The sequence below is a fragment of the Methylobacterium sp. J-078 genome (assembly GCF_022829285.1).
GTDB lineage: Bacteria > Pseudomonadota > Alphaproteobacteria > Rhizobiales > Beijerinckiaceae > Methylobacterium.
Genome location: NZ_JAKSYI010000109.1, coordinates 102,725 through 128,478, shown reverse-complemented (window position 1 = coordinate 128,478; position 25,754 = coordinate 102,725). Strand labels below are relative to the sequence as shown.

Sequence of the window (25,754 nt, the reverse complement as noted above, 5' to 3'; positions counted from 1 at the left end):
TCGACCTGCAGGTCGCCATCAATCGCTACATCGCCGAGCACAACCGTAGCCCAAAGCCCTTCATCTGGACTAAACCCGCCTCTGCAATCTTCGACGCCCTCAGCCGAGCTCCTGAACCATCCGTCTGAGTCAGAGCACTAGTGGACCGAGTGCGAAACCTCTAGGGCTGTTGGCGTCCCGCGCGAGCCGGGATGGATCTACACTCGACGGCCAAGCGCAGGATGCGAGATAGGTCGGCTACTGAGTACGGCTTGCGGAGGAGCTCGAACCCGTGTGTGCCGTGCTGGGCCAGCACATGGCTGTAGCCCGATGCCAGCACCACCGGCATGTTGGGCATCCGACGTCGGATCTCCTCGGCGAGCTCGATGCCGTTCATGCCGGGCATCACCACGTCCGAGAAAACGATCTCGAACCGGTTCGGAGCTTGCCCGAGCTCGACCAGCGCCTTCTCGGCGTCGGTCGCCCAGACGACCTCGTACCCCAACTCGGTCAACGCCTGGGACGCGAAGGCCCCGACCTCGTGGTTGTCCTCGACCAGGAGCACGCCGGTGCCGTGACCGTCCGCCAGCGTCTCGGGCTCGATCTCCTCACCGGCGACTACGGCCTTTCCGGCGGCCCGCGGCAGGTACAGGGTGAAGGTGGTGCCGTGGCCCACCCGACTCTGCGCGACGATCTCGCCGCCCGATTGCTTGGCGAAGCCGAACACCTGGGACAGCCCGAGGCCGGTCCCCTGCCCAACGACCTTGGTCGTGAAGAACGGCTCGAAGATCCGTTCCAGGTCGTGCTCTGCGATGCCCGCGCCGGTGTCGGTGATGGACACGGCAACGAAGTCGCCGTGTCGTTCCGGATGCGCCCTCACGGATGGCACCTTCTCCGCCGGCCGGACCCTGATCGTCAGCCGGCCCTCGCCGTCCATCGCGTCGCGGGCGTTGACGACCATGTTCACCAGCGCGGTGTCGAACTGGCTCGGGTCGGCGTCGATCAGGCAGGGGTGCTCCCGGCCCTGCGCGTCCCGGAACAACTCGATGACGGTCTCGACCTGGATGCGGGCGCCGGTCAGCGTGCGCACCATATCGGCGACCGAGCCGACGCCCCGCCCGACGTCGAACACCTCGGGCTGCAGGGCCTGGCGCCGGGCGAAGGCCAGCAACTGGCCGGTCAGCTTGGCGGCGCGGGCCACCGTGTCCGAGATGGCGTCGACGTAGCGGGTGCGTCGCTCCTCCGGCAGGTTCGGACGCTTGAGCAGGTCGGTGGACGACTTGATGACGGTCAGCAGGTTGTTGAAGTCATGCGCCACGCCCCCGGTGAGCTGTCCGACCGCCTCCAGCTTCTGCGACTGGCGAAGCTGCTCCTCCAGCGCCTTGCGCTCGGTGACGTCGCGCCCGACCGCGTAGAAGTGGTCACCCCGGGGGTAGGCGTGCCACGAGATCCAACGCACCCCGCCGTCCTTCGTAACGAGGCGCACGTCGAGGGCGTGGAGATCGAGGCCGTTGACGAGGTCGTCGAAAACGCCGTCGACCGTAGCGCGGTCCTCGGGCGCGATGAACCGGCCGAATTCGGCGCCGACGAGCTCCTCAGCCGACCAGCCGAGGGTCTCCGTCCAAGCCGGGTTTACGGCCCGATAGCGACCGTCGAAGCCGCAGACGAGGAACAGGTCGCGGCTGGTGCGCCAGACCATGTCGCGCTCGTCGGTGCGTTCGCGGGCGGTCGTCTCCAGCCGGTCCTCGATCTCCCGGCGATGGGTGATGTCGTTGAACAGGACCGCCACGCGTCGACGGGCGGGGTCGCCGATCCGGAGGGCATGGACGTCGAACCAGCGGCCCATGGCGACGGCGCCGCTCTCGAAGCGTATCGGCTCGCCGGTGGTCGCCACCCGCCCGTACGCGTCGTGCCACGACTGTTCCAGGCCGGGGACGGCCTCGCTCACCCAGCGTCCGGTGATGTCCTTGAGCCCGGTCTGCGCTTCGAAGGCGGGGTTTACCTCGACGAAGCGGTAGTCGACGGCCTTGCCCGAGGCGTCGAAGCGCATCTCGACGATGCAGAATCCGGCGTCGATGGCCTCGAACAGAGTCCGGTAGCGCGTCTCGCTCTCGGCGAGGAGGCTTTCCTCCGTGCGGAAGCGGGTCACGTCGAGTTGGCTGGCGAAGAAGTATTGGAGGTTGCCCTCCGCGTCGTAGACCGGGCTGACGTAGAGCTCGTTGCGAAACGGCGTGCCGTCCCGGTGGTAGTTCAGGATTTCCACCACCACGTCCCGCCGGGCGGCGATGGCATCGCGCACCTTGGCGACGTCGGCTGGGTCGGTGTCGGGTCCCTGCAGGAAGCGGCAGTTCTTCCCGATCAGGTCGTCAGCGCCGTATCCGCAGAGCTCTTGGAACGCCCGGTTCGCGAAGACGATGGGGTTGTCGGGCTGGTTCGGGTCGGTGACGATCTGCGGCATGCGGGTCTTCTCCGCCGCAGTGAACAGCAGGTCGGTACCGGCCGCCGAGGTGCGCTCACTCCCGGTCGGGACGTGCACGTGGCTCTCGTTACGCTGCCGTAGCCGGGCGTTCTCCGCTTCCGACTCCGCAAGGCGCCGACGGAGTTCCGCGATCTCAGCTTCCATGCCCACCTGTCCCGACCTTGCGCCGCCATACGCCTGGCCGCCCCTCGCTCCAGAACCGACACCGAACCATTCCGCTGCCTTACGGCCGGATAAACCGAGAGGTCCCGTAAGAGGGACACCTCAGGATGCGCCCAACCATGGAAGGGTTCCGACGACGGCATACCGTACGCACCGGATCAGTCGAGCCACGAGATGCCACATGCGGCACGGGCCGTCCTCCACCATCGGCAGTGCTAACTCGTGGATGGTGTGGATGCGACGATGAGCCGACGCAGGGCTCGGCCGATCTGCGCGGCGGAGTACGGCTTGTGCAGCAACTCGAATCCGTGGCTCTCGCCATGCGTCAGGACGTGGCTGTAGCCGGATGCCAACAGGATCGGCAGTCTCGGGATGCGGGTCCGCAGGGTCTTGGCCAGCGCGATGCCGCCCATGCCGGGCATGACCACGTCCGAGAACACCGCCCGGAAGCCCGCGCCGTCGTCGCCCAACCGTTCGAGCGCCTCCTCGGCGTTGACGACCCACTCGGGCGCATAGCCGAGATCCTCCAGGATCTGGGCGCAGAAGCGGCCGACCTCCAGGTTGTCCTCCACCAGGAGGATGCGTTGGCCCAGCCCCGCGGGCGACAGATCGGCGTCCGGATCGACGACAGGTGCCTCGGTCGGCTCCGAGGTGACCTCGGGCAGGTAGAGGGTGAAGGTGGAGCCGACGCCGGTCTGGCTGGAAACGTCGACGTCGCCGCCCGACTGCTTGGCGAACCCGAACACCTGGCTCAGCCCGAGCCCGGTGCCTCGGCCGACCTCCTTTGTCGTGAAGAACGGCTCAAAGATGCGCTGGAGGACATCGGGGGGGATGCCCGAGCCGGTATCGGTGAGCGAGACGGCCACGAACGGTCCCCGCGATCCAGCATGGCCCCGTATGGACGGCATGGCCTGTCCCGAGAGCACCCGCATGGTCAGCGTCCCGTCGCCGTCCATGGCGTCCCGCGCGTTGACGGCGACGTTCACCAGGGCGGTCTCGAACTGGTTGACGTCGGCACGGACCAGGGCCGGCGCGTCCGACGCCTCGACCACCACGCGGATGCGCGCGCCGGTGACGGTGTCGACCATCCGGGCAAACAGTTTGTGGGCTTGAGGCTCTTTAGTCCGAGTACGACGGTACAGTCGGCGCCAATGGCCGCAACCACTGACCGGACATCGAGAGGGACAGGCGGGCAACCGCACGGTTCACCGGTGATGGCTCGTCTCGTAGCGCCGCCCGTCCCAGGGTTCAGGGTCAGTCTCCAAACGGGCTGCGGTAAGCGCCGAAGCTGCATTCCCCGGAACCTGGACGAAGAACGCATTGAGTGCGAAGCCACCCGAAGGCATGAGCACGGCCTGGGCTCCGTCTGCAACAACCAGGGATACGCCCCACCGATCCTGAGACCCATGAAACTCAGGGGGATACTTTCGGACGGGGAATAGCGACCATGGCACCATCGGGCGGAATGCTTCCTAGATCGACGACCTCCGTCTTGCACGTCGGCGGACCACCTTCTGCAGTGCGCGGGAGAGCGCCTCCACCGAGTACGGCTTGTGGAGGAGCTCGAATCCCTTCGTGCCCTTGTCGGCGAGCACGTGGCTGTAGCCGGAGGCCAGAAGTACCGGCAGGTTGCCGTGCCGACGCCGGATCTCGCGGGCGAGGTCGATGCCGTCCATACCGGGCATGACCACGTCCGAAAACACCACGTCGAACCTCTCGGCGTCCTCCCCCAACTCGGCGAGGGCTTGCTCCGCGTTGAAGGCCCAGACCGTCAAGTAGCCGAGCTCGGCCAGTGTCTGGGTGGCGAAGGTCCCGACCGCGACGTTGTCCTCGACTACCAGCACGCGGGTGCCATGACCGTCGACAAGCGGCTCTGGCTCCCCCGTGTCCGCGACGCTCGCCACCCCGTCGACCCTTGGTAGGTACAGGGTGAAGGTCGAGCCAGTCCCGACTTCGCTGTCGACCACCACCTCGCCGCCGGACTGCTTTGCGAAGCCGAACACCTGCGACAGCCCCAGTCCCGTGCCCTGGCCGACGGCTTTGGTGGTGAAGAACGGCTCGAAGATCTGCTCTAAGCGCTCGACCGGGATGCCCGTACCCGTGTCGGAAATCGAGACGGCGACGAACCGGCCAGGAACTGGGGGATGCAATCCACCGGCCGGCATCACGTCGGCCGCCCGGATGCGGATGGCGAGGCGGCCCTCGCCGTCCATCGCGTCGCGCGCGTTGACCGCCATGTTCACCAGCGCCGTGTCGAACTGGCTCGGGTCGGCGTCGGCGAAGCACGCCTCGTTGGGAAGGTCCGTCGTGATCGCGATGCGAGCGCCCATCAACGTTCCAACCATCTCGGCGATAGCCTTGACGCTCTGGCCTACGTCGAAAACTTCCGGCTTCAGGGCTTGGCGACGGGCGAAGGCCAAGAGCTGGCCCGTCAGCTTCGCGGCCCGGTCGACCGTGTCGGAGATCGCTGCGATGTATCGGACGCGGCGCTCCTCCGGGAGGTTCGGTCGCTTCAGCAGGTCCGTGGAGGACTTGATCACGGTCAGCAGATTGTTGAAGTCGTGCGCGACGCCTCCGGTCAGCTGCCCGACGGCCTCCATCTTCTGCGACTGGCGGAGGTGTTCCTGCGTCTTGGCCAGCGTGGATTGCTCGCGCAGCCGCTCGGTCACGTCCGTCACGAACTGGTAGCAGCCGATGCGCTCGCCGTTCGTGTTACGTAACGTGCGGAAGCTGACCTCGTAGTAAGGGCGCTCCCGGTTCGGGTCGCCGAACTCCTCGACAAAGGTGGTCTCCTCCCCGGCGAGACCACGTCCCCAGCCGAGCTTGACCTGTTCGAGATGCTCTGGCTGGTCGGCCAGCAGCGCCAACATGTTGTCGCCGACCTTCGGCCGGATGCCGTAGACGCGCTCGAACTCGTCGGCGTTGGCCTTGTTCAGGGCAAGGATGGCGTAGTCGAGGTCGCAGGCCATCATCATGACGTCGGTGCTCTCGACGATGGTCGCGAGCAGGTTGCGCTCCGCAGTCCTGGAGGCGAGTTCGGCCTCCCGCTGCTTCTCGGCCGTGATGTCGCGTCCTGTGCAGTAGACGAGGCCGTCCTCCGGAACGCCGATCCAGGAGATCCAGCGATAGCACCCGTCCTTGCACCGGTAGCGGTTCGCCTCCCTGGCGAGCCGCTGCTCCCGCAGGACCTCTCCGAAATTGGTTCGGGTGCGTTCGAGGTCTTCGGGATGCAGGAGATCCCAGATCGGCGTACGGGCGACCTCGGATTCCGACCATCCGAGCAGGGTTTCCCAAGCCGGGTTCGACGTCTGGAAGTAGCCGTGCTCGTTCAGTCCTCCCATGAGGTCGGGGGAAAGGGCCCAGGTCCGACCCCGTGCCTGCGTGCGCTCGACGACCCGGCGTTCGAGGTCCACGTTAACGGTGCGCAGGTCGGCCTCGGCCTGCCTCAGCTCGGTGATATCGTGGAAGACGCCGACCATCCGGAGGTGGCCGTCGTCCTGCACCGGCTTGTTGGAGCTACGGATGATCCGGGTCGTGCCGTCCGGGCGCGTGACCCGATAGTCGGCCACGACCTCAGCTCCGTTCGCACGAGCCGCCTCGGTCAACGCATAGGCGCGCTCGACGTCGATCCTCTCCAGCCGTTCGAACACCTCGTCCTGATGGACCGGCTTGTCAGCGGCGAGGTCGAATATCTCGCGGCTTCGCTCATCCATATCGACGGCGCCGGTGACGGTATCCCACTCGAAGATGCCGAGCCTTGCGATGTCGACGGCCAGGGAGAGGCGGGCTTGGCTTGCCCGGGTTGCCGCTTGAGCGATCTCAAAACGCTCGGGTGCGGGTTGGCTGGATGTATGGCCGTCGACGTCCCCGGCTCCATGGGCTTCGTGTCCGTTTGACATGGGGTCAGCGGACCTTGTGCCCAGCGGCGAGGCGAGTCTGTTCCTTCAGCAGGAAGTCGGGTTCGCTTCGTTCGAGCATCCTCAGCGCCGACCGGACGACCTCGCTCACGCTGCCGTATTGCCCGGAATGCACACGCTCGCCCAGGAAAGCATGCTGCTCGGGGGTCACCGAGACGGTGATGGTTTTACGTACGGCCATGCCCGACGACTACCAGACAATGACACTTGCTTACAGCATGGCTGCCTCGAATGAGGCTGGGACCGATCACGTTTCCGGCTGGGCATCCGATGTACGCGTGCGCCGAAGCAGTGCTTCTCTAACCCCCTACCGTCGTAGCCGATGAACGACGACGAGCCTTCCTGGAACTCGACCCTGCGGACGCCGGGTAGGATCGCGCCGCGTCGTCTCACCGAAAGCGAGGATGACACGGTGGAGCTCCTCGTCGGATAGGGCACACGGTATCACCGCGGCGTTCAACGCCTCCGGCTCGCTAGTCGCGGCGCTGTCGGCGACCGCCTCGGGCACCATGTCCGGGGAGGCTCGGTGCGGCAAATGCCCAGGACCGCACGAGACATCCGCCGACCATGCAACCGAGGAACACATTCACGGTTGACCCCCGGTCCGTACCTGTGTGCCGCCGCAGCCCCCAAGAAAAAGTTTCGCCCACGTGACATTGCTGGAGCCAGCCCGGGCGGAACGGGGCGAGGTGGATGGGCTTGATCGGGTCGAGTTGCGTCTCCTGAAGGCAGCGGTCGAGGCGACCGGTGAAGCTATCCTCATCACCGATGCCGACGTTCATGAGAACGGGCCGAACATCGTTTACGCAAACCCGGCCTTCACACGTCTGTCAGGTTACGAGAGGCACGAGGTCATCGGGCGCAGCCCGCGCTTCCTCCAGGGGTCGGCAACCGATCAAGGTCTCATCGACCGGATGCACGACGCGCTGGCGGCCGGGAAATCTTTTCAGGGAGAGGCGCTCAACTATCGCCGGGACGGATCGACCTACATGGTCGAATGGCTGATCACGCCAGTCCACGATGCGGATGATATCATCACGCATTGGGTTTCGGTGCAGCGAGACGTCACCGAGCGTCGGGCCTTCGAGGACCGACAGTCGATGATGGTGCGCGAGCTCCACCACCGCGTGAAGAACACCCTGGCGACAGTGCAGGCCGTTCTCAACGCGACCCTGCGCTCATCCCTCTCGATGGCGGAGTTCGGCCGAGCCTTCAGCGGCCGGATCATCTCCCTCGCGAGAACGCATGCCCTGATCACGGAAGACGAGGCGCAGGTCGCTTCTTTTGAGGGTCTGCTCAGGGCGGAGCTCGAACCTTACAACGAGAATGGTCGGATCACGCTTCGGGGGCCGGCCCTGCTGCTGTTCTCGCAGATCGCGGTGCCGGTCGGCATGGCCTTGCACGAATTGACCACCAACGCCCTCCGACACGGCGCGCTGGCACACCCGGGCGGGCGGGTCGTCGTGACCTGGACCGTCGAAGATGAGGCGGATGGGCCGTGCCTCGTCTGGGTCTGGAACGAGCACGATGGACCACCGCCGAGCCTGCCGACCCGTGAGGGGTTCGGCACGCGGGTCCTCAAGAGAATCCTGACAGCCCAGGCTGCGGCCAAGGTCGATGTCGCCTTCCAGTCCGATGGCCTTCGCATCGAAGTCCGGGTCCCGCTCGCAAAGGACTAGAAAGCCGGTCTGCTACAGCGGATGGTCGCCTCGCGATGTACATCGAACTTCTGTCACGGCTTCATCGGACGGGGGCGGGCCGGACTATGTGAACCGTTCAGCCCTCTGTCACGAAGCCAGAGAGCGGTGCGATGAGGATGCAGCGCACCCCCTCCGGAGGATAGCTGAGTTCGACCTGCCCGCCGACGGCGCCCGCTAGCCCACGCTCGATGAGGCGCGAGCCGAAGCCGATGCGCGTGGGTGGGATGACGGTCGGACCACCGTCTTCCAGCCAAGCGAGATGGACCGTATCGGCATCGGCATCGATGCTCCAGGTCAGGTCAATGCGGCCCTCCGGTACGCTGAGGGCACCGTACTTGGCAGCGTTGGTGGCAAGCTCGTGCACCATCAGCGCCAGCGACAGGGCCGCGCGCGAGCCGCAGGCCACGAGCGGACCTTGCAGATCGAAGCGGCGGCGCTCCGGGTCGTCGTGCAGGCTCAGCGCATTCTCGACAACGGTTTGGATGTCGGTGACTTGGCTCTCGCCCTCGTTGTTCATCAGGATGTCGTGCGCCTTGCCCAGCGCAAGGAGGCGAGCAACCAGGACTTCCTTGGCGCCCTCCATGTCGGTCGCGCCGCGAAGGGTCTGGGTCGCGATGGCCTGAACCATGGCCAGCGTGTTCTTCATGCGGTGCGAGAGCTCGCGATTTAGGAGTTGTTGCTGCTCCTCGGCCCGCACGCGCGCCACCGCCGCCTCGACCCGGTCGGCCACAGCGCGCAGGAAGGCGAGCTCCTCCTGGGTCCAGTGCCGCGGGGCGCTGTCATGGATGAACAACAGGGCTACGGTACGACCACGTTCGCACACCGGAATGTTGATCAGGCTGGCGATGTCGATGGCCTGCAGGGCGGCGAGGTTTGAGGCGGTGCGCGGGTCGTTGGCCGTGTCCGATACGATGACCGTCTCGCCCTTCAACAGGTCGGAACGCAGGTCGCCGTAATCCTCGAAGCGGTGTTGACCGGCGATGCTCTGAAGCCCGGGGGCGGTCCAGTCCGGCTCCACCATGACATCGCCTCCGGCGGCATCGAGGCGTCCGAACCCGACCCGACCAGCTTTCAAGGACCGACCGACGACGCCGGCCGCCATCAGCGTCATCTCGGGGATGCGCGTGAGGTCACGCAGGCGGTCGCCGAGTTCCAGCAGAGCGGACTTGCGTCGCTCCTCGGCCCCGCGAGCGCGTTCGGCCAGGAAGCGTTCGGTCACCTCCAGGAACAACACCGCGAAGGTGTCATCGGTGAGCTTGTGCACGCGACCTTCGTACCAGCGATCCAAGGTCCCGACCTGACGGGTGAAGGTGGCGGAGCGGTCCGTCTCGACCACGTCGGCGAACTCCCGGACCCACTCGTCCTCGATGCCCGGGAAGACCTCGCGGATCGTGCGGCCTACTACACTGACGCTTGCCACACCGACGAGTTCGCCCCAGGCCCGGTTGACCTCCTCATATCGCCAGTCGGTCACCTGCCCGGTGGCGTCTCGGATCACGCGACCGAGGATGAAGCCTTCGCGAAGCCGCTCAAAGAGACCTCGCCAGTGCCGTTCGCTTTCAGCCAACGCCTCCCGAGCCACCCGCTGTTCGGTGATGTCGCGAGACACTCCGGAGAAGCGGACGAGGCGCCCTGCCTCGTCATGCTCCAACTCGCCACGACGGGCGATCCAACGGATCTCACCATTGTCGGGCCGCCGGATGCGATACTCGACATCCCGCGGGGCCTCGCCGCTTGCGCGGGAATCGGCGGTGGAGACGAACGCCGCATCCTCCGGGATGACCAGCCGTTCGAAGGCGGTGGATGGATACGCATCGCGCACGGGCAAGCCGTAGAGGCGGCAGAACTCCGGGGTTGGGTACAGGATGCCTTCGGCATCGACGTGGAACATGCCAACGCCCCCGGCTTCCTGGGCGCGTCGAAGGCGATCCTCGGTCTCGCGCAGGCGCTCGAAGCCAAGCCGTTGTTCAGTGCGATCCCGCAGGATCTTCATGAAGCCGATGGCGGCGCCGTCCTCGTCACGCAAGACCATCAGCTCGCCGTTTGCCCAGAAGCGGGTACCGTCCCGCTTCAGATGCCATCGCTCGTCGCTGGCACGTCCCTCGACGAGGGCGTCACGCATCTCCTGTTCCGGGACGCCTGCCCTGCGGTCCTCCGGAGTGTAGAAGGCATGGGTGGGCTTTCCGATCATCTCCTCGGGGTGCCAACCGAGAATGGCAGTGGCGCCCTCATTCCAGTCGGTTACGTTGGCGTCGAGGTCACGTAGGATGATGGCGTAATCGACGGCGCTATCGAACACTGCCTTGCGACGGCGCTCGCTCCGTGCGGCCTGCAGGTTGGCCGCGGCCTCCCCGGCCTCCGACAGCCCCGCTGAAACGGTGGCAGCGAAAAGTTGCGCCAGCCGTAGGTCGGCCTCGGTGAACGCATCGGGGCGGCTCGACTGTAGCTTAAGGACACCGACGGGCTTGCCGGCGCGTCGCACCGGGATCAGCACGCAGGAGCGCAAGTCCAAAACCTCGATCAGGTCGCGCTTCACCCTGGGATCGACCAGTACGTCTGGTACCAGGCTCGGCTCGTTCCCTAGGAGGCAGGCTCCAGCGAGGCTGCCCTTGAGGGGAACTCGCAACCCGGCGTGTCGGAGAAGGGTGCCCTTCGAGGCGCGATAGACGAGTTCGTCGCCCTCCAGCATCTCGATGACGGCCCCTTCGGCATGCCGGACCGCTTTTAAAGCGCCGTTCGCGAGGGCGTCGAGAATGGCGGTTATGTCGCCGCGAGCAGCAGTCACCTCGCCCTGCGTGCGGATCAGGCTGTCGCGCTGCTCGACGACCCGACGCTGGCTGGCTAAGGCCCGCCGCAGTTCCATCTGCGCCATGACCTGTCCGGCGAGAGCGCGCAGGGATTCGACTTGGACATGGGTCAGCCCGCCGGGCCTTGGCTCCCCGTCTATGACGCAAAGGCTGCCTAGAACCTTGCCTTCCGGGGTACGCAAGGGCGCGCCGGCGTAGAAGCGGATGCGGGGACCACCGGTCACGAGGGAGTTCCCCTGGGTGCGTGGGTCCTTCGTCAGGTCCGGGATGACGAGGAGGTCGGGTTCGGCGAGGACGTGGGCGCAAACCGAGGCGTTCAGGTCGGTCTCACAATCGGGGAAGCCGATGCGGGCCTTGAACCACTGGCGATTGCCGGCGACGAGGCTGACGAGGGCCACCGACGTGCCACAGATGTTGCGGGCGAGCAGGACGACGTCGTCGAAGCCCTTCTCGGGCGCGGTATCGAGGATGTCATAGGCGTCGAGGGCCGCGAGGCGACCGAGGTCAAGGACGTCGGGCGTGGCAAGCGGATCGGCGATCATCACCGGCGGTTCGATATCGGCTCTCCGGGATGCCCCGCGCGCGTCCGAGGTCTGGTCTCGAAGCATGGCCAACGAAGCTACAGTGAGCCTTAGCATACATCCGGCGGGAGGGGGATCATATCCACGAAGGAGCAGGCGCCCCGTCACGAACGTCCTCCCGTTCACCATCTGGGCAACCTGGCGGCGATGGGCTGGGCTCCTCCTTCGAGTCCTTCCGATGGAAACCCGTCGTGGCCAGTCTGGAGGACAGGGCGGACTGCCGGTTCGTGAACGCCGACGAAGCGTGGCAGCTATACGGAACCCCAGGAATGTGTTCTGCTTTTGTTCTGATTCCAAGCGGAGGAGCATCATGCAGATCAACGACGTCGCCATCGGTTTCCCCATGCCGGTGCCGCTTCTCGCCAGACCTGTCAGGGCTGGATTTCCGAGCCCCGCCGACGATTTCATCGAGGATGAGATCGACCTGCAGCGCCTGCTAATCATCAATCGCCCGGCGACCTTCCTGGTCCGGGTGGCCGGAGACAGCATGATCCTGGCGCGCCTGTTCGACGGCGACCTTGCCGTGGTCGACCGGTCGTTGACCCCGCGCAACGGCGACATCGTCGTGGTCGATGTCGACGGCGAGCGGTCGTTCAAGGTGTGGAAGCGCCAGGGTCCGCGTATCACCCTGCATTTCGCCAACCCACGCTTCCCGGAGTATCGGCTGGCCCCGGACGCGCTCGTCGAGGTCTGGGGCGTCGTTTCCGGTTCCGTCTGCGCCCGGCGCCGCTGCGAATGACCGCTCGGGCCTACGCCCTCTCCGACGGCAACAGTTTCTATTGCTCGTGCGAGCGGGTGTTCGACGCGCGGCTGGCCCGGCTGCCGGTGATCGTGCTGTCCAATAACGACGGCTGCGCGATTGCCCGCACCAACGAGGCCAAGGCGCTCGGCATCCGCATGGGGGAGCCGTACTTCAAGATCCGCGACCGCTGCCGGCAGGAGGGCATTCGGGTCTACTCCTCGAACTACGCCCTCTACGGCGACATGTCTGCCCGGGTGAACGCGGTCTACCGGGGCTTCTCGCCCCGCATCGAGATCTATTCCATCGACGAGAGTTTCTTGGACATTTCGGACGTGCGGGAGTCGGATCGCACCACCCTCGCCCTCGACATGCGGGCGACCGTGCGGGCCTGGACGGGCATCCCGACCTGCGTCGGCATCGGCCCGACCAAGACGCTCGCCAAGCTCGCGAACCACGTCGCCAAGAAGAACCCGGACCTCGGCGGCGTCTGCGACCTGACCGATCCGGAGCAGTACGCGCACTGGATCATCCGCGTGCCGGTGGGCGACATCTGGGGCGTCGGGCCGGCCAACGCCCGGCGCCTGGAGGCGCTCGGATGCGACAGCGCGGCGGACGTGCGCGACCTCGACACCCGCGTCGCTCGCAAGGCCATGACCGTGGTCGGGGAGCGTCTCGTCCGGGAGCTCCGCGGCGAGGCATGCCTCGACCTTGAGACGCTCGCCCCGACCCGGAAGGGTTGCGCGGTCACCCGAAGCTTTTCGAGCCGTGTCGAGGATCTCTCGACCATGGAGGAGGCCGTCGCGGTCCATGCCGCCAGGCTCGGCGAGAAGTTGCGCGGCGAGAAGCTCGGGACCGACCACGTCACGGTCTTCTTCCACACCTCCGAACATGATCGCGGCCGGCCCCAGCGGTCAGTGTCAACGGTGGTGACGTTGCCCGAGGCGTCGAACGATACCCGCGTGCTGGTAAAGGCGTGCCTGCACGGCGTCCGCAGGACCTGGAGGGACGGCTACCGCTATTCCAAGGCCGGTGTCGTCACCACCGATCTCGTGCCCCTGGCGGCCTCGCAGCGGGCCTTGCCGGGGCTCGGGCAGATCGACCGCGAGCAAGGCGCGGCACTGATGGCGGCGCTCGACGCCTGCAATCGGCGGTTCGGGCGGGGAGTGGTTGTCCCCGGAGCGGCCGGGTTCGCCCCGAGGCGCGAATGGTCGACCAAGTTCGAGATGAGGTCGCCGCGCTACACCACGAGGCTGGACGAGGTGCCGATTGTTGCGGCGGCCTGACGTAATCGATCTCGCGCCTCGCGTCGGGTCGGCAAAGCCGAGGTGACCTCCCAGCCGCCGGATCGGGCTGGGGACAAGCCTGGACGGAGGGGAACAAAACGAGCCCGGGCGATTTGGTTCCTAAACTTGGCCGCGAGTTCTTAGGGGGCTGGCATGCTCGCCAAAACAGACGCCCGGCCCGGCAGGGGCAAGTCGTCTCCCGCCAAGGTCGCAGCGCCGCGTGTGAGGGCCGCCGATCCTTCCAAGTCTCCTCGGCCAGCGACCAAGGCCAAGAAGGCCAAGATCCGGATCTTCGTCTCCTACTGCCACGTGAACGCGGTCCAGCAGGCGAAGCTGCAGGTCCACCTAGCCCAGTTGAAGCGTGACGAGGTCGAGACCTGGTTCGACGGCGACATGGCAGCCGGCGACAAGCTGAGCACCGAGATATCCCGTAAGCTGCGGGAGGCGGACATCTTCGTCGCGCTTATGAGTCCCGAGTACATCCACAGCCACTGGTGCCAGCTAGAATACAATCGAGCCATGCGCCGGCGCGCCAACGGCGCCATGCGGGTCGTGGTGGTCATTGTGCGGCCTTGCGGGTGGAAGGATACGGGCGCGTCCGAGCTCAAGGTGCTTCCCCGCGACGGGCGGACCGTGAGCGATTGGCGGACGATGGACCACGCCTTCGCCGACGTGACCGAGGGCATCAAGGGGGCCGTCAGGGCGGTGAGGGCATCGAAGGTCGCGACGCCCGGGGCAAAGCCGGCGCGTGCGTCCAGATCCGCTGCGGCCGCCAAAGCGAAGCAGCGGGCACCGAGGGCCAAGGCAACGCCGGGCGCGAGGCCGAAGGCCAAGCCCGGGGCGAAGGGCGGTCGCACGGTACGCAAGGATGCGGTCGGGTAGGAACGGACCGGAGGGTCGGTAACGACATGCCGAAGAACATCGTCGTCTTCTCGGACGGCACCGGTCAGGACGGCGGCGCCAGGCCGGAACAGCGGCTCAGCAACATCTTCAAGATGTACCGCGTCTGCAAGACCGGGCCGGAGAATGCCATCGACCCGACGGAACAGGTCGCGTTCTACGACCCGGGACTCGGCACGGATATCGGGGCGTCCGCGATGACCGCGCCCGTCCGTTTCATCCAGAAGACGGCCGCCTCGCTGTCGGGGCGCGGCATCACCACGAACATCGCCGACTGCTACGCCTTCATCGTCAACCACTACGAGGAGGGGGACCGGATCTTCCTCCTCGGGTTCAGCCGCGGAGCCTACACGGTCCGCTGCGTGGCCAACCTGCTGATGCTGTGCGGCGTGCCGACCCGGGCAGCCGACGGCTGCCAACTCCTACGCTTCCGCAAGATGACCCGCGACATCGCCCGCGAGGCCGTCGACACCGTCCTCGAACACGGTGCCGGACATCCCCGCGAGGACTACGACGCCGAGCGCAACGAGATGGCGCGCCGGTTCCGCGCGCGCTACGGCTCGGTCCACCAAGACGGCGGGGATCTCGCCAACGTCGCACCCTACTTCATCGGCACATTCGACACGGTGGCCGCCCTGGGCGTCTCGGGGGCCAAGCGAACGGTGATCCAGGCCATCGTCGCCGCCGCCGTCGGCGTTCCGTTGACCCTGATCATCGCGACCGCGTCGGCGGCCTTGGCTGGTCTCCTCCACCTCGCTTGGGACGTCCCGTTCTGGTCGATGGCCGCCGCCCTCGTCGCGGTCGCCGGAGGCGTATCGGCCATCGCCTATGACGTCGTCCGGTATCGGCTCAGGCTGGCCCGGACGAAGACGATCACGGACTATCCCACCCCCGGCGAAAGCCGCAGCCACGAGGCGCGGTGGGAGGGCGCGAACTTCGACAAGCTCCTCAGCGCCCAGGTCGGCTACGCCAGGGCCGCCATCGCCATCGACGAGCGTCGGGAGGATTTTGCCCGGGTGAAGTGGGGGCCGACCGCCGTGGCGCCGCCGCGCGAGCCCGGCCTGCCCCCGATGCTGATCCAGATGTGGTTCGCCGGGAACCACTCGGACATCGGCGGCAGCTACGATGAGACCGAATCGAGGCTGTCCGACATCACCCTCAAATGGATGCTCGAACAGGCGGTCGGGATACCGGATGGCCTGAAGGTGGGCGGGATGCCCGCCATCAAGGATCGGCGCCATCCCAAGGAGGTGATGGAGATCCCGCGCCTGCACCTGTTCCCGTCGCCGGCCGGCGTTCAGCATTGTGAGGTCGCCGGGATGCGCGACACCATCGAGGAGCGGATCGCCCCCTGGTACGTGCCGGAACGGGTTCGAGCATGGGCACGGGGCAAGAACTGGGCTGTCCAGGACCGCCCCAGGCCGAAGAACGGCGCCACATTGCATCCCAGCGTCGCCGAGCGGCTGGCGCTGGAGGATGTCCAGCAGTGCGATGGCAGGCGTGCCTATCGACCGCCGCTCGTGAGGGGGGACCCCGCCTTCGCCCACCTGTACGAGCCGTGACGGACCATCGGGGTTCACGTGCCGCCTCGCCCACCCGCGCGGTCCCGTCAGCGTGAGACGCCGGCCACGCGGCCGCACGAACCTTGGAAGCCGCCGTTACCGTCCTCACCTTCGCCCCATGGCCAGCGCGTTCGACGTCATCATCGTAGGGGGAGGCGCCGCCGGCATCGGTGCCGCCCGGCGGCTTGCGGCCCATGGCGTATCGGCCATGCTGCTTGAGGGATCGTCGCGCCTCGGAGGCCGCGCCCAGACGCAGGACCTCGCAGGGTACCCGCTCGACCTCGGCTGCGAGTGGCTCCATTCGGGCGACCGCAACGCATGGGTCGCCATCGCCGAGGCATCGGGCTTCCCGGTGGACAGAAGCGACCCGCCGTGGACGAAGGCGCATCCGTCCTTGGCCGACGACAAGAACGATAGGCAAGCGGCCTGGAGGGCCTATGGCGGCTGGGAGGAGCGGCTCCGATCCCTAGGCTCAGGCAGCGACCGGGCCAGCGACGCCCTTGAGCCCGACGGCCCTTGGAACGCCTACGTGCGGGCCATCGCCGGATTCATGAGCGGCGTCGCCCCCGAGGCGATCTCGGCCACCGATTACCTCGCCTACGACGATGCCTCGACGGGCGAGAACTGGCACCTGCCGCTCGGCTACGGCACGCTGGTCGCGGCCAGCATGCCGACCTCGACGACCCTGCGGCTGGCAACCCCCGTCGAGCGGATCGACCTGACGGCGGGCGGCGTCGCCGTCACCACCCGTGCCGGCATCGTCGACGCCGGGGCCGCGATCCTCACGGTCTCGACGGCGGTCCTGGCCGGCGACGCGATCCGCCTTCCGTCCGGTATCGACCCGTGGCGCGAAGCCGCCGCCGCGCTGCCGCTCGGCCGCAACGAGAAGGTCTTCCTGGAGATCGGACGCGACGCCGCGTTCGAACCGGACACGCACGCCTACGGCAGCCTGCATGACGCGAGGTCGGCCGCCTACTCGATCCGCCACAACGGGTGGCCGGTCATCGGGGCGTTCCTCGGGGGTGACGGTGCCCGGATCATCGAGGAGGAAGGTCCGGCCGCCGGCTTCGCGTACGTGTCGGCGGAATTGTCCGCCCTGTTCGGGACCGACGTGGCCTCGGCGATCCGGCCGCTCGCGGCGACCGCCTGGAGCCGGATGGCCTCCATCGGCGGCGCGTACAGCTGCGCGCTTCCAGGCCGATCCGGTGCCCGGGCGCAGCTGGCCCGGCCCTTCGAGGACAGGCTCTTCTTCGCCGGAGAGGCGACGCACCCCTTCGACTTCACGACCGCCCACGGGGCCCACGACAGCGGACAACGGGCCGCCGACGAGGCGATGGCGGCGCTTCGGGACAGGGATGGCCTCAGGCGGCGGGGCCCACTCGCCGCGACGGGAACCTGAGCGGCCCTACGGCTACCTCATCCCCGGTAGCGCAGCGCCTCGACCAGCACGACGAACGCCGGCGAAGGCCGGCACAGGGTCGGATAGTAGAGGTGATAGCCCGGGAATGGCGGGCACCAGTCCTCCAGCACCCTGACCAGGTGGCCCTCGTCGATGCCTGCCTGCACCTGGTCCTGCGGCAGGTAGGCGATCCCGAACCCGTCAAGCGCCGCCTCCAGGATCAGGGAGACCGTGTTGAAGACGAGTTGCCCCTCGACCCAGACCTCGACGTCCCGCCCGCCCTTCTCGAACTCCCAAGCGTAGAGACCGCCGAGCGTCGGCAGGCGCAGGTTGATGCAGGAATGGCCGGTGAGGTCCTCCGGCCGCTCGGGACCCGGACGGCCCGCAAGGTAGGAGGGTGCCGCCACGGCGGCCATGCGCATGTCGGGCGCGATCCGCACCGCGGCCATGTCCTTCGCCACCGTCCCCCCCAGCCGGATGCCCGCGTCGATGCCCTCGGCGACGATGTCGGTCAGGCCGTAATCGACGATGGTCTCGACCTTGATGTCCGGGTTCCCGGGCAGGACGCGTCGCAGGGCGGGCCAGAGGACCGTTCGCGCCGCGTGCTCGTCCGCGGTGATCCGAATGGTCCCGGCCGGCCTGCCGCGTATCTCGGCCAGGTCGACGAGGCCGGCCGCGATCTCGTCGAGGCGCGGTCCCACGGCCTTGAGGAGGCGCTCCCCGGCCTCGGTCGCGGATACGCTCCGGGTGGTGCGCGCGAGGAGCCGGATGCCCAAGCGGGTCTCCAGGGCCCGGACGGTCTGGCTCAGCGCCGGCTGCGATACCCCGAGCTGCGCGGCCGCCTTTGTGAAGCTGCCCGCCCGGGCGACGGCGATGAAGGCGCTGACGTCGTTCAGGCTCTCGCGCAACATCCATAAGTCTCGCTCATGACCCCATGTCGATTTGAGCACCTAATCGTGTTCGCCGCCAAACGCTAGTTTCGGGTCCAGCATTGCCGGAGCCTTCGCGCGTCCGGTCCCATCGATCACGACGGAGCAGGACCATGGACATCAAGCGCGCGGGCTCGCAGCCCTCCGGCAAGGGTCCGGAGGATTGGTTCACCGGCACCGTCCGGATCGATCCGCTCTTCTCCGCGACGGAGCCGGCCCGGACCAGCGGCGCCCTCGTCACCTTCGAGCCCGGCGCCCGCACGGCCTGGCACACCCATCCGCTCGGCCAGACCCTGGTCGTCACGGCGGGTTGCGGCCGGGTCCAGCGCGAGGGCGGCCCCATCGAGGAGATCCGCCCTGGCGACGTGGTCTGGTTCCCGCCCGGCGAGAGGCACTGGCACGGCGCCGGGCCGACCACCGCCATGAGCCACATGGCCATCCAGGAGGCGCTGAACGGCAGCCCCGTCGACTGGCTGGAGAAGGTCTCCGACCAGCAGTACGGCGCCTGAAGCCCGCCCTCGACCTCGAACATCCAGGAAGGGGCGGCCTGCCCATGAACCCGAACGTACCTTGCGCGGACGAGGCCGCCTTCGGTCGCGAGACGGCGGCCCGCGGATGGGGCGCGGTCTTCGCCATGACCCTGTGCGTCGCGACGCTGATCGCTTCCGAGTTCATGCCCGTCAGCCTGCTGACGCCGCTCGCGGCCGACATGCACATGACCGAGGGTCATGCCGGGCAAGCCATCGCCGTCTCGGGCCTGTTCGCGGTCCTCACCAGCCTCGTCATCTCGACGGCCACACGCGGGATCGACCGCCGCACCGTCCTGCTCGTGCTCACCGTCCTGATGATCGCCTCGGGCCTGATGGTGGCCTTCGCGCCGAACACCGCGACCTTCATGGCCGGGCGCGCCCTGGTGGGCGTCGTCATCGGCGGCTTCTGGTCGATGTCGACCGCGACGGTCATGCGTCTCGTGCCGGAATCCGAGCTCCCGCACGCCCTCGGCCTGCTCAACGGCGGCAACGCCCTGGCGACCACGGTGGCGGCGCCGCTGGGCAGCTTCCTCGGGGCGTACATCGGCTGGCGCGGCGCCTTCTTCTGCGTCGTCCCGCTGGGGACCGTGACGCTGGCCTGGCTCTTCATGAGCCTGCCCGCGATGCCGTCCGACCGGACGGCCAATGGCGGGACGGTGTTCCGGGTCCTGCGCCGACGCCAGGTGCCCCTGGGCATGCTCTCGGTCTCGCTGTTCTTCCTCGGGCAGTTCGCCCTCTACACCTACCTGCGTCCGTTCCTGGAGACGGTGCCGCGCGTGGACGTGGCGACGCTCTCGCTGATCCTGTTCGGCACCGGCGCGGCGGGTCTCGTCGGAAGCTACCTGATCGGGTTCGTGCTCAGGACACGGCTCTTCAGCCTGCTGATCGCCATGCCCCTCGTGATGGCGGCCATCGCCGTCGCCCTGACGGTGGTCGGCGGGTCGTCGGTGGCGTCGGCGGCCCTGCTCGCCGGATGGGGCCTGGTCGCCACGGCGGCACCCGTGGCGTGGTGGACCTGGGTGAGCCGGGCGCTGCCCGACGAGGCCGAGGCCGGTGGCGGGCTGCTCGTCGCCGTGGTGCAACTCGCCATCGCCCTCGGGGCCACCCTCGGCGGCATCGCCTACGACGCGAGCGGCTATCGCGCGACCTTCGCGGTCAGCGCCGCCGCGCTCTGCGCCTCGGCCCTGGTCGCCCTCCTCGCCAGCCGCCAGCGGCCGGTCGACGGCAGCCACACCTCGAATTGACGGGCCCCCTCATGCACCGCGCGACCCGAGCCGTGACGCTCCTGACCGTGGCGATTGCCGCCGTCCCCTCCGGCGAAGCAGTGCTTCGCGCCGAGCCCGTCCCGGACGCTCGGCCTTCCGCATCTCAAAACGGAAAACCACCCGTGACGGAAAGCATCCGCATCCGGCTCGCCGGCGAGACCGTCGCCGCGGCCCTGGAAGCCAGCGGGGCCGTTCGATGACCGCCTGGACGCAGGGACGGCAGGCCCTGGCTCGCACCCTCGTCGTTGCGGCCTGCCTCTCGGGCACGGTCGGAGCGCCATCGGCCGACGAGGCGCCGGGCAAGCTGACCTACGATGGGCGGACACGCGGACCGGTGCCCATCCCGCCCGGCGAGCGGGACTTGCAGAGCGTGGTCGCCCAGCCCTGGTTCAAGGTTTCCGACGAAGGGATCCCCCTGGAGGGGCCGTCCTTCGACCGGGCCGGCGACCTGCTGCTCACCGATGCCGGCACCGGCCGCGTGCTGCGCCTGACGCCGGACAGGCGACTGACCACGGTCGTTCCGGCGAACGCCCTGAACCTGGGTGGCCTCGCGATCCACGGGGACGGGCGCATCTTCGCGGCCGGCACCGGTGGCTTCAAGCGCGGCTCCATCGTCTCGGTGGGACCGGACGGCTCCGACATGCGGACCGTCATCCCGTCGGAGGCGGGCTACGTCGTCAACGACCTCGTCTTCGATGCCGAGGGCGGTTTTTACTTCACCGATTTCCGGGGCACCTCCACCGATCCGAAGGGGGGCGCCTACTACGTGGCGCCGGACCTCAGGACCGTCACCCCGATCCTGCCGAACCTCGCGCAGGCCAACGGCGTGGCGTTGAGCCCGGACGGCAAGACCCTGTGGATCACCGAGTTCGGTCGCAACCTGCTGCACCGGGTCGACCTCGCGGACGCCACCACGCCCACGCCGCTCGGGACCACGGTGGCCTACCATTTCACCGGTCCGGCGCCCGACTCGATGCGCGCGGACTCCGACGGCAACCTCTACGTCGCCCTGTACGGCCAGGGCCGCGTCCTGGCGTTCAACCGCAACGGCATCCCCATAGGGCAGGTGCTGCTGCCGGGCCGGGACGACGGCCACAACCTGCGCTCCACCAGCATGGCGCTGCGGCCCAGCACCGACGACCTCCTCATCGTCACGAACGACGGCACCGGCGGCCAGGGCTCCACGATCTTCCACGCCCGGGCCTTCGCGAAGGCGCTGCCGCTCTTCTCGCATCGATGACGCCCGCCACCGGTCCGACAACGGAAACCACCACCATGAAAACCAACGAACCGGCGCCCCTGTCCGGGGCCGCGGCAATCGGGGACGGCCCCGTGACGGTGTGGACGCGGCGAGCGGTCGCCGGTCTTCTCGTCCTCGTCGGGGCCATCCTCGGCGCCGGGGGCGCGGCCCTGGCCTGGTACGGCGGCTCGCCGTACTACCTGCTCTCCGGCGCCGCCGTCCTCGCGAGCGGCGTCCTGGTCTGGCGTCGCGATCCCCGCGGCGCGCAGATCTTCGCCGCGATGCTGGTCGGGACCACCGCCTGGGCCGTCTGGGAGGTGGGTCTCGACCCGTGGCAGCTTCTGCCACGCATGCTAGCGCCCTTCGTCCTCGGCCTGGCGCTCCTGTTGCCGCCCGTCCGGAACGTCGGCCCCCGCAGGCTCACCGGTGCCTGGGGATGGCCGGCCTTCGCCGGGGCCCTGATCCTCGCCGTTGTCGCGGGCGGTATCCTGCACCCCGCCGCACCGGCCGAGCCCATCCTGCGCCGGGGCGTCGCCGAGCGCGCGCCCGACACCCTGACGCAGCCGCTGGCCCGGATCTCGGGCGAGGACTGGCCGAGCTTCGGCAACGACGCAGGCGGTACCCGCTTCAGCCCGCTCGCCGACATCACCCCGCGGAACGTCGGAAAGCTGGAGGTCGCGTGGGAGGCCGAGACCGGCCCCGACACGCCAGGACCGGCGACCGCCCTGGAGGCGACGCCGATCATGGTCGGCGACGCCCTCTACCTCTGCGACGGCCACAACCGCGTCCTCGCCCTCGACGCAGAGACCGGGCGCGAGCGCTGGCGCCACGACATGTCGAACGGCACCCCGCCCTCGGGCAAGCCGTGCCGCGGCGTCGCCCATTACCGCGTGCCCGACGCGACGGGCCTGTGCGCCACCCGCATCATCGCGGCGAGCCAGACCCCCGAGCTGATCGCCCTCGACGCCACCACCGGCAAGCCCTGCACCGACTTCGGCAAGGACGGGCGCGTCGACCTGCGCGAAGGGATCAGCACCTACCCCGCAGGCCAATATTACGTGAGTTCGGCCCCGCAGATCATCCGCGGCAAGGCTGTGGTCGGCGGCGGCATCCCCGACGGCCAGTTCTGGGGCGGCCCGTCCGGCGTGATCCGCGCCTTCGACGCCCGCACCGGCGAACTGTCCTGGGCCTTCGATCCCGGCCATCCCGACCGGATCGGCGCGCCGCCGCCGGGCGAGACCTACACGCCGTCCTCGCCCAACAGCTGGGCGCCGATCAGCGCCGACGAGGCGCTCGGGCTGGTCTACCTGCCGATGGGCAACGCGACGCCGGACAACTTCGGCGGCCTGCGCCGGCCGTTCGACGAGGAGGTCTCCAGCGCCGTCATCGCCCTCGACGCCGAGACGGGCCGCCTACGCTGGCGCTTCCAGGCGACCCACCACGACATCTGGGACTACGACACCCCCTCGCAGCCGACCCTGGTCGACATGCCCACCGCGACCGGGATGCGGCCCGCCCTTATCCAGCCGACCAAGCGCGGCGAGATCTTCGTGCTCGACCGCGAGACCGGGCAGCCGATCAAGCCGGTGACCGAGGTGGCGGCGCCGCAGGGGGATCTCGGCCCGGGCGAGCGCCTGTCGCCGACCCAGCCCGCCTCCCTCGATCTGCCGGCCTTCCGCGGCGCGACCCTGCGCGAGTCCGACATGTGGGGCGCGACCCCCGTCGACCAGATGCTGTGCCGCATCCTGTTCCGGCAATCGCGCTACGAGGGGCACCTGACCCCCATCACGTTGGGCAAGCCCGTCCTGATCGATCCGGGCTCGGTCGGCGGCGTCAACTGGGGCAGCGCCTCCATCGACGTCGACCGCGGCATCATGATCGCGAACTGGATGCGGTTCCCCGACCGGGTCGAGCTCGTGACGCGCGAGGTGGCGAACCGGCGCAAGCTGAAGCTGTCGGACGGCCAAGGCCCCGGTGGCGACGCCGACCGGCCGATGCTGAACACGCCCTACGGCGCCTATGGCGGCCTGTTCATGTCTCCGCTCGGCGTGCCCTGCACCGCGCCGCCCTGGGGGCTCATCGCCGCCGTCGACCTGTCGAGCGGGCGCCTGCTCTGGTCCAAGCCCCTCGGGACCGCCCGTGACACCGGGCCGTTCAACATCCCGTCGATGCTGCCCCTGACGGTGGGGACGCCGGTCTCGGGCGGCGCCGTCACAACGCGCGGCGGCCTCGTCTTCGTCGGCGCCAGCATGGACCGCACCTTCCGGGCGCTCGATGCCACCACGGGACGCGAGCTCTGGCAGGCTCGGCTTCCGGGCGGCGGCAACGCCACGCCGATGACCTACCGCAGCCCGGTCAGCGGCCGCCAGTTCGTGGTGGTGGCGGCCGGCGGCAAGCCCCCGCTCGCCATCAGCCTCGGCACCAAGCTCGTGGCCTACGCGCTGCCGCGCTGAACCCTTTCGCGCGGCCTTCCGAGGCCGCGCGGTAAATCCACGGATTCCGGAGATACCGATGACCCAGACCCATGACTTCACCGGCAAGGTCGCCTTCGTGACGGGTGCCACGAGCGGCATCGGGCGCGCCACCGCCCTGGCGTTCGCCAAGGCCGGCGCCGCCGTCACGGTCGCCGACGTGTCCGAGGAGGGCAACCTTGAGACCGCCCACCTGATCGAGGAGGCCGGGGGCCGCGTGCTCGCGGAGCGTTGCGACGTGAGCAAGGCCGAGGACGTGAAGGCCGCGCTCGACCGGACCATCGAGACCTTCGGGAAGCTCGACTTCGCCTTCAACAACGCCGGCATCGAGCAGCCGGTGGCCCCGGTGTCCGAGATCGAGGACGAGGACTTCGACCGCCTCGTCGCGATCAACCTGCGGGGGATGTTCCTGTGCCTGAAGCACCAGGTCCCGCTGCTGCTGAGGAACGGTGGCGGCGTTATCGTCAACACCTCCTCGGGCGCGGGCGTGAAGGGCATCGCGGGCCAGGCCGCCTATGCCGCGACCAAGCACGCAGTCATCGGCATGACCAAGAGCGCCGCCCTCGACTATGCGAAGGACGGCGTCCGCATCAACGCGGTCTGCCCCGGCATCATCGACACCCCGATGATGCAGCGGTTCACCGGCGGGACCCCGGAGGGTCTGGCTCGGGTGATCGCGCAGGAGCCGGTCGGACGGATGGGCAAGTCCGAGGAGATCGCGGCGGCGGTCCTCTACCTGTGCTCGGACATGGCGGCCTTCGTGATCGGCCACGCCATGGTGGTCGACGGCGGCCAGACCGTCGCCTGATCCCAATTGCTCACGCTCGGTGTCGGAGCGCGTCCAGGAGAACCGTGAAGGCTGGGGCGGGGTGGCGCCGGCTCGGGTAGTACAGGTGGTAGCCCGGGAAGGGCTCGCACCAATCCTTCAGGACCCGCACCAATCGGCCCTCGGCCACGTCCTGCGCCACGTGGTCCTCCGGCAGGTAGGCCAACCCGAGTCCGGAGAGCGCCGCCTCCCGGATCAGCGGCAGGCTGGTGAACACGAGCTGGCCCTCGACGCGGACATTCAGGGCCTGTCCCTTCCGTTCGAACTCCCATGGGTAGAACCCGCCGCGGGTCGGCCGGCGCAGGTTGATGCACCGATGCGCGGTGAGGTCCTCGGGGTGCTTGGGTTTCGCGCGCTTCCGGAGGTAGGCCGGCGTCCCGACCACGGCCATGCGCATGTCGGGACCGATGCGGACCGCGACCATGTCCTTCTCGACGTGCTCGCCGATGCGCACGCCGGCGTCGAAGCGCTCGGCCACGATGTTGGTCAGGGCCTGCTCGGTGACGATCTCGACGTTGATGTCGGGGTAGTCCGGCAGCAGGCGCGCCAGGACCGGCCACAGGACGGTCGCCGCCGCGTCCTCGGACGCCGTGATGCGGACGGTGCCGGCGGGCTTGTCGCGAAGCTCCGTGAGCGCGGCGAGCTCGACATCGATCTGCTCGAACTGGGGTCCCACGATCCGCAGCAGGCGCTCCCCCGCCTCGGTCGGCACGGCGCCGCGGGTCGACCGGGTCAGCAGGGGCACGCCGAGCCGGGCCTCAAGGCCCTTCAGGGCGTGGCTGAGGGCCGATTGCGTGACGCCCAGGCGCGTCGCGGCGCGGGTGAAGCTGCCCTCCTGCGACACTGTCGCGAAGGACAGCAGGTCGGTCAGGTCCGTGCGCGCCATGGACCGGCTCCTCGCCGCATTCCGAAGGGTGGAAAGGATCTTACCGCACCGTGCCGCGGGCGATCCATAAGCCTTGCTCATGACCCTATGTGGCCG

17 protein-coding genes and 3 pseudogenes are annotated in these 25,754 nt (G+C 68.5%); 12 read left to right on the top strand and 8 right to left on the bottom strand.

Annotation, left to right across the window (positions count from 1 at the left end):
* Positions 1-128 (top strand): annotated as a pseudogene (locus MKK58_RS17910) (IS630 family transposase); the annotation flags it as partial.
* A 32-nt stretch (positions 129-160) separates the two neighbouring features.
* Here MKK58_RS17910 and MKK58_RS17905 read toward each other — a convergent pair.
* The 5 genes and pseudogenes from MKK58_RS17905 to MKK58_RS17890 all read right to left on the bottom strand — a co-directional run bounded on the left by MKK58_RS17905 (position 161) and on the right by MKK58_RS17890 (position 6,718).
* A complete protein-coding gene (locus tag MKK58_RS17905) occupies positions 161-2,602 on the bottom strand; it encodes a PAS domain-containing sensor histidine kinase (protein ID WP_243913453.1) in 2,442 nt (813 codons plus the stop codon).
* Positions 2,603-2,835: 233 nt separating this feature from the next.
* A pseudogene (locus MKK58_RS17900) lies at positions 2,836-3,714 on the bottom strand (ATP-binding protein); the annotation flags it as partial.
* A 378-nt stretch (positions 3,715-4,092) separates the two neighbouring features.
* Complete coding sequence (locus MKK58_RS17895; RefSeq protein ID WP_409565268.1) at positions 4,093-6,033, bottom strand: PAS domain S-box protein; 1,941 nt, start codon at positions 6,031-6,033, stop codon at positions 4,093-4,095.
* Positions 6,034-6,057: 24 nt separating this feature from the next.
* Positions 6,058-6,333 (bottom strand): annotated as a pseudogene (locus MKK58_RS27165) (PAS domain-containing protein); the annotation flags it as partial.
* Positions 6,334-6,523: 190 nt separating this feature from the next.
* On the bottom strand, positions 6,524-6,718 hold the full coding sequence (locus tag MKK58_RS17890; protein WP_243913449.1) for a type II toxin-antitoxin system ParD family antitoxin: 195 nt from the start codon (positions 6,716-6,718) through the stop codon (positions 6,524-6,526).
* Positions 6,719-7,187: 469 nt separating this feature from the next.
* On the opposite strand from MKK58_RS17890, the gene MKK58_RS17885 reads away from it, so the two are divergent.
* Entirely contained in the window at positions 7,188-8,216 is a 1,029-nt protein-coding gene (locus MKK58_RS17885) for an HWE histidine kinase domain-containing protein (RefSeq protein ID WP_313899294.1), read from the top strand.
* Positions 8,217-8,313: 97 nt separating this feature from the next.
* Here MKK58_RS17885 and MKK58_RS17880 read toward each other — a convergent pair whose 3' ends face one another.
* Complete coding sequence (locus MKK58_RS17880; protein ID WP_243913447.1) at positions 8,314-11,586, bottom strand: GAF domain-containing protein; 3,273 nt, start codon at positions 11,584-11,586, stop codon at positions 8,314-8,316.
* Between the two features lie 349 nt (positions 11,587-11,935).
* Between MKK58_RS17880 and MKK58_RS17875 the strand changes: the two genes are divergently transcribed.
* The 5 genes from MKK58_RS17875 to MKK58_RS17855 all read left to right on the top strand — a co-directional run bounded on the left by MKK58_RS17875 (position 11,936) and on the right by MKK58_RS17855 (position 17,511).
* Entirely contained in the window at positions 11,936-12,364 is a 429-nt protein-coding gene (locus MKK58_RS17875) for a LexA family protein (protein WP_243913444.1), read from the top strand.
* Positions 12,361-13,650 (top strand): Y-family DNA polymerase, encoded by a 1,290-nt coding sequence (locus MKK58_RS17870; protein WP_243913442.1) that lies wholly within the window; start codon positions 12,361-12,363, stop codon positions 13,648-13,650. Before MKK58_RS17875 ends, MKK58_RS17870 begins: the two co-directional genes overlap by 4 nt.
* A 153-nt stretch (positions 13,651-13,803) precedes the next feature.
* On the top strand, positions 13,804-14,532 hold the full coding sequence (locus MKK58_RS17865) for a toll/interleukin-1 receptor domain-containing protein (RefSeq protein WP_243913440.1): 729 nt from the start codon (positions 13,804-13,806) through the stop codon (positions 14,530-14,532).
* Positions 14,533-14,558: 26 nt separating this feature from the next.
* Positions 14,559-16,112: a DUF2235 domain-containing protein gene (locus MKK58_RS17860; RefSeq protein WP_243913437.1), complete on the top strand. Its 1,554-nt coding sequence runs from the start codon at positions 14,559-14,561 to the stop codon at positions 16,110-16,112.
* Between the two features lie 118 nt (positions 16,113-16,230).
* A complete protein-coding gene (locus MKK58_RS17855) occupies positions 16,231-17,511 on the top strand; it encodes a flavin monoamine oxidase family protein (RefSeq protein WP_243913435.1) in 1,281 nt (426 codons plus the stop codon).
* Positions 17,512-17,528: 17 nt separating this feature from the next.
* On the opposite strand, the gene MKK58_RS17850 is transcribed toward MKK58_RS17855, so the two are convergent.
* Positions 17,529-18,422, bottom strand: a complete 894-nt coding sequence (locus MKK58_RS17850) for a LysR family transcriptional regulator (protein WP_243913433.1) — start codon at positions 18,420-18,422, stop codon at positions 17,529-17,531.
* A gap of 131 nt (positions 18,423-18,553) precedes the next feature.
* On the opposite strand from MKK58_RS17850, the gene MKK58_RS17845 reads away from it, so the two are divergent.
* The 5 genes from MKK58_RS17845 to MKK58_RS17825 all read left to right on the top strand — a co-directional run bounded on the left by MKK58_RS17845 (position 18,554) and on the right by MKK58_RS17825 (position 24,754).
* A complete protein-coding gene (locus MKK58_RS17845; protein ID WP_243913431.1) occupies positions 18,554-18,949 on the top strand; it encodes a cupin domain-containing protein in 396 nt (131 codons plus the stop codon).
* Between the two features lie 44 nt (positions 18,950-18,993).
* Entirely contained in the window at positions 18,994-20,214 is a 1,221-nt protein-coding gene (locus tag MKK58_RS17840; protein ID WP_243913429.1) for an MFS transporter, read from the top strand.
* A 217-nt stretch (positions 20,215-20,431) separates the two neighbouring features.
* On the top strand, positions 20,432-21,475 hold the full coding sequence (locus MKK58_RS17835) for an SMP-30/gluconolactonase/LRE family protein (protein ID WP_243913427.1): 1,044 nt from the start codon (positions 20,432-20,434) through the stop codon (positions 21,473-21,475).
* A gap of 35 nt (positions 21,476-21,510) precedes the next feature.
* Positions 21,511-23,928 carry a membrane-bound PQQ-dependent dehydrogenase, glucose/quinate/shikimate family gene (locus MKK58_RS17830; RefSeq protein ID WP_243913426.1) on the top strand — a complete coding sequence of 806 codons (2,418 nt, stop codon included), beginning with the start codon at positions 21,511-21,513 and terminating at the stop codon, positions 23,926-23,928.
* 58 nt (positions 23,929-23,986) lie between these two features.
* Entirely contained in the window at positions 23,987-24,754 is a 768-nt protein-coding gene (locus MKK58_RS17825; protein WP_243913425.1) for an SDR family oxidoreductase, read from the top strand.
* Positions 24,755-24,764: 10 nt separating this feature from the next.
* Here the strand turns inward: MKK58_RS17825 and MKK58_RS17820 are convergent, their stop codons facing one another.
* Entirely contained in the window at positions 24,765-25,658 is an 894-nt protein-coding gene (locus MKK58_RS17820; protein ID WP_243913424.1) for a LysR family transcriptional regulator, read from the bottom strand.
* Positions 25,659-25,754 lie beyond the last annotated feature (96 nt).

Bases quoted from the DNA above. Each gene is read 5' to 3' on its own strand.
- MKK58_RS17865 (WP_243913440.1), top strand. From the start codon at position 13,804: ATGCTCGCCAAAACAGACGCCCGGCCCGGCAGGGGCAAGTCGTCTCCC.
- MKK58_RS17860 (WP_243913437.1), top strand. From the start codon at position 14,559: ATGCCGAAGAACATCGTCGTCTTCTCGGACGGCACCGGTCAGGACGGC.
- MKK58_RS17835 (WP_243913427.1), top strand. From the start codon at position 20,432: ATGACCGCCTGGACGCAGGGACGGCAGGCCCTGGCTCGCACCCTCGTC.
- MKK58_RS17905 (WP_243913453.1), bottom strand. From the start codon at position 2,602: ATGGAAGCTGAGATCGCGGAACTCCGTCGGCGCCTTGCGGAGTCGGAA.
- MKK58_RS17845 (WP_243913431.1), top strand. From the start codon at position 18,554: ATGGACATCAAGCGCGCGGGCTCGCAGCCCTCCGGCAAGGGTCCGGAG.
- MKK58_RS17890 (WP_243913449.1), bottom strand. From the start codon at position 6,718: ATGGCCGTACGTAAAACCATCACCGTCTCGGTGACCCCCGAGCAGCAT.
- MKK58_RS17830 (WP_243913426.1), top strand. From the start codon at position 21,511: ATGAAAACCAACGAACCGGCGCCCCTGTCCGGGGCCGCGGCAATCGGG.
- MKK58_RS17855 (WP_243913435.1), top strand. From the start codon at position 16,231: ATGGCCAGCGCGTTCGACGTCATCATCGTAGGGGGAGGCGCCGCCGGC.
- MKK58_RS17880 (WP_243913447.1), bottom strand. From the start codon at position 11,586: ATGATCGCCGATCCGCTTGCCACGCCCGACGTCCTTGACCTCGGTCGC.
- MKK58_RS17820 (WP_243913424.1), bottom strand. From the start codon at position 25,658: ATGGCGCGCACGGACCTGACCGACCTGCTGTCCTTCGCGACAGTGTCG.
- MKK58_RS17850 (WP_243913433.1), bottom strand. From the start codon at position 18,422: ATGTTGCGCGAGAGCCTGAACGACGTCAGCGCCTTCATCGCCGTCGCC.
- MKK58_RS17825 (WP_243913425.1), top strand. From the start codon at position 23,987: ATGACCCAGACCCATGACTTCACCGGCAAGGTCGCCTTCGTGACGGGT.
- MKK58_RS17875 (WP_243913444.1), top strand. From the start codon at position 11,936: ATGCAGATCAACGACGTCGCCATCGGTTTCCCCATGCCGGTGCCGCTT.
- MKK58_RS17870 (WP_243913442.1), top strand. From the start codon at position 12,361: ATGACCGCTCGGGCCTACGCCCTCTCCGACGGCAACAGTTTCTATTGC.
- MKK58_RS17840 (WP_243913429.1), top strand. From the start codon at position 18,994: ATGAACCCGAACGTACCTTGCGCGGACGAGGCCGCCTTCGGTCGCGAG.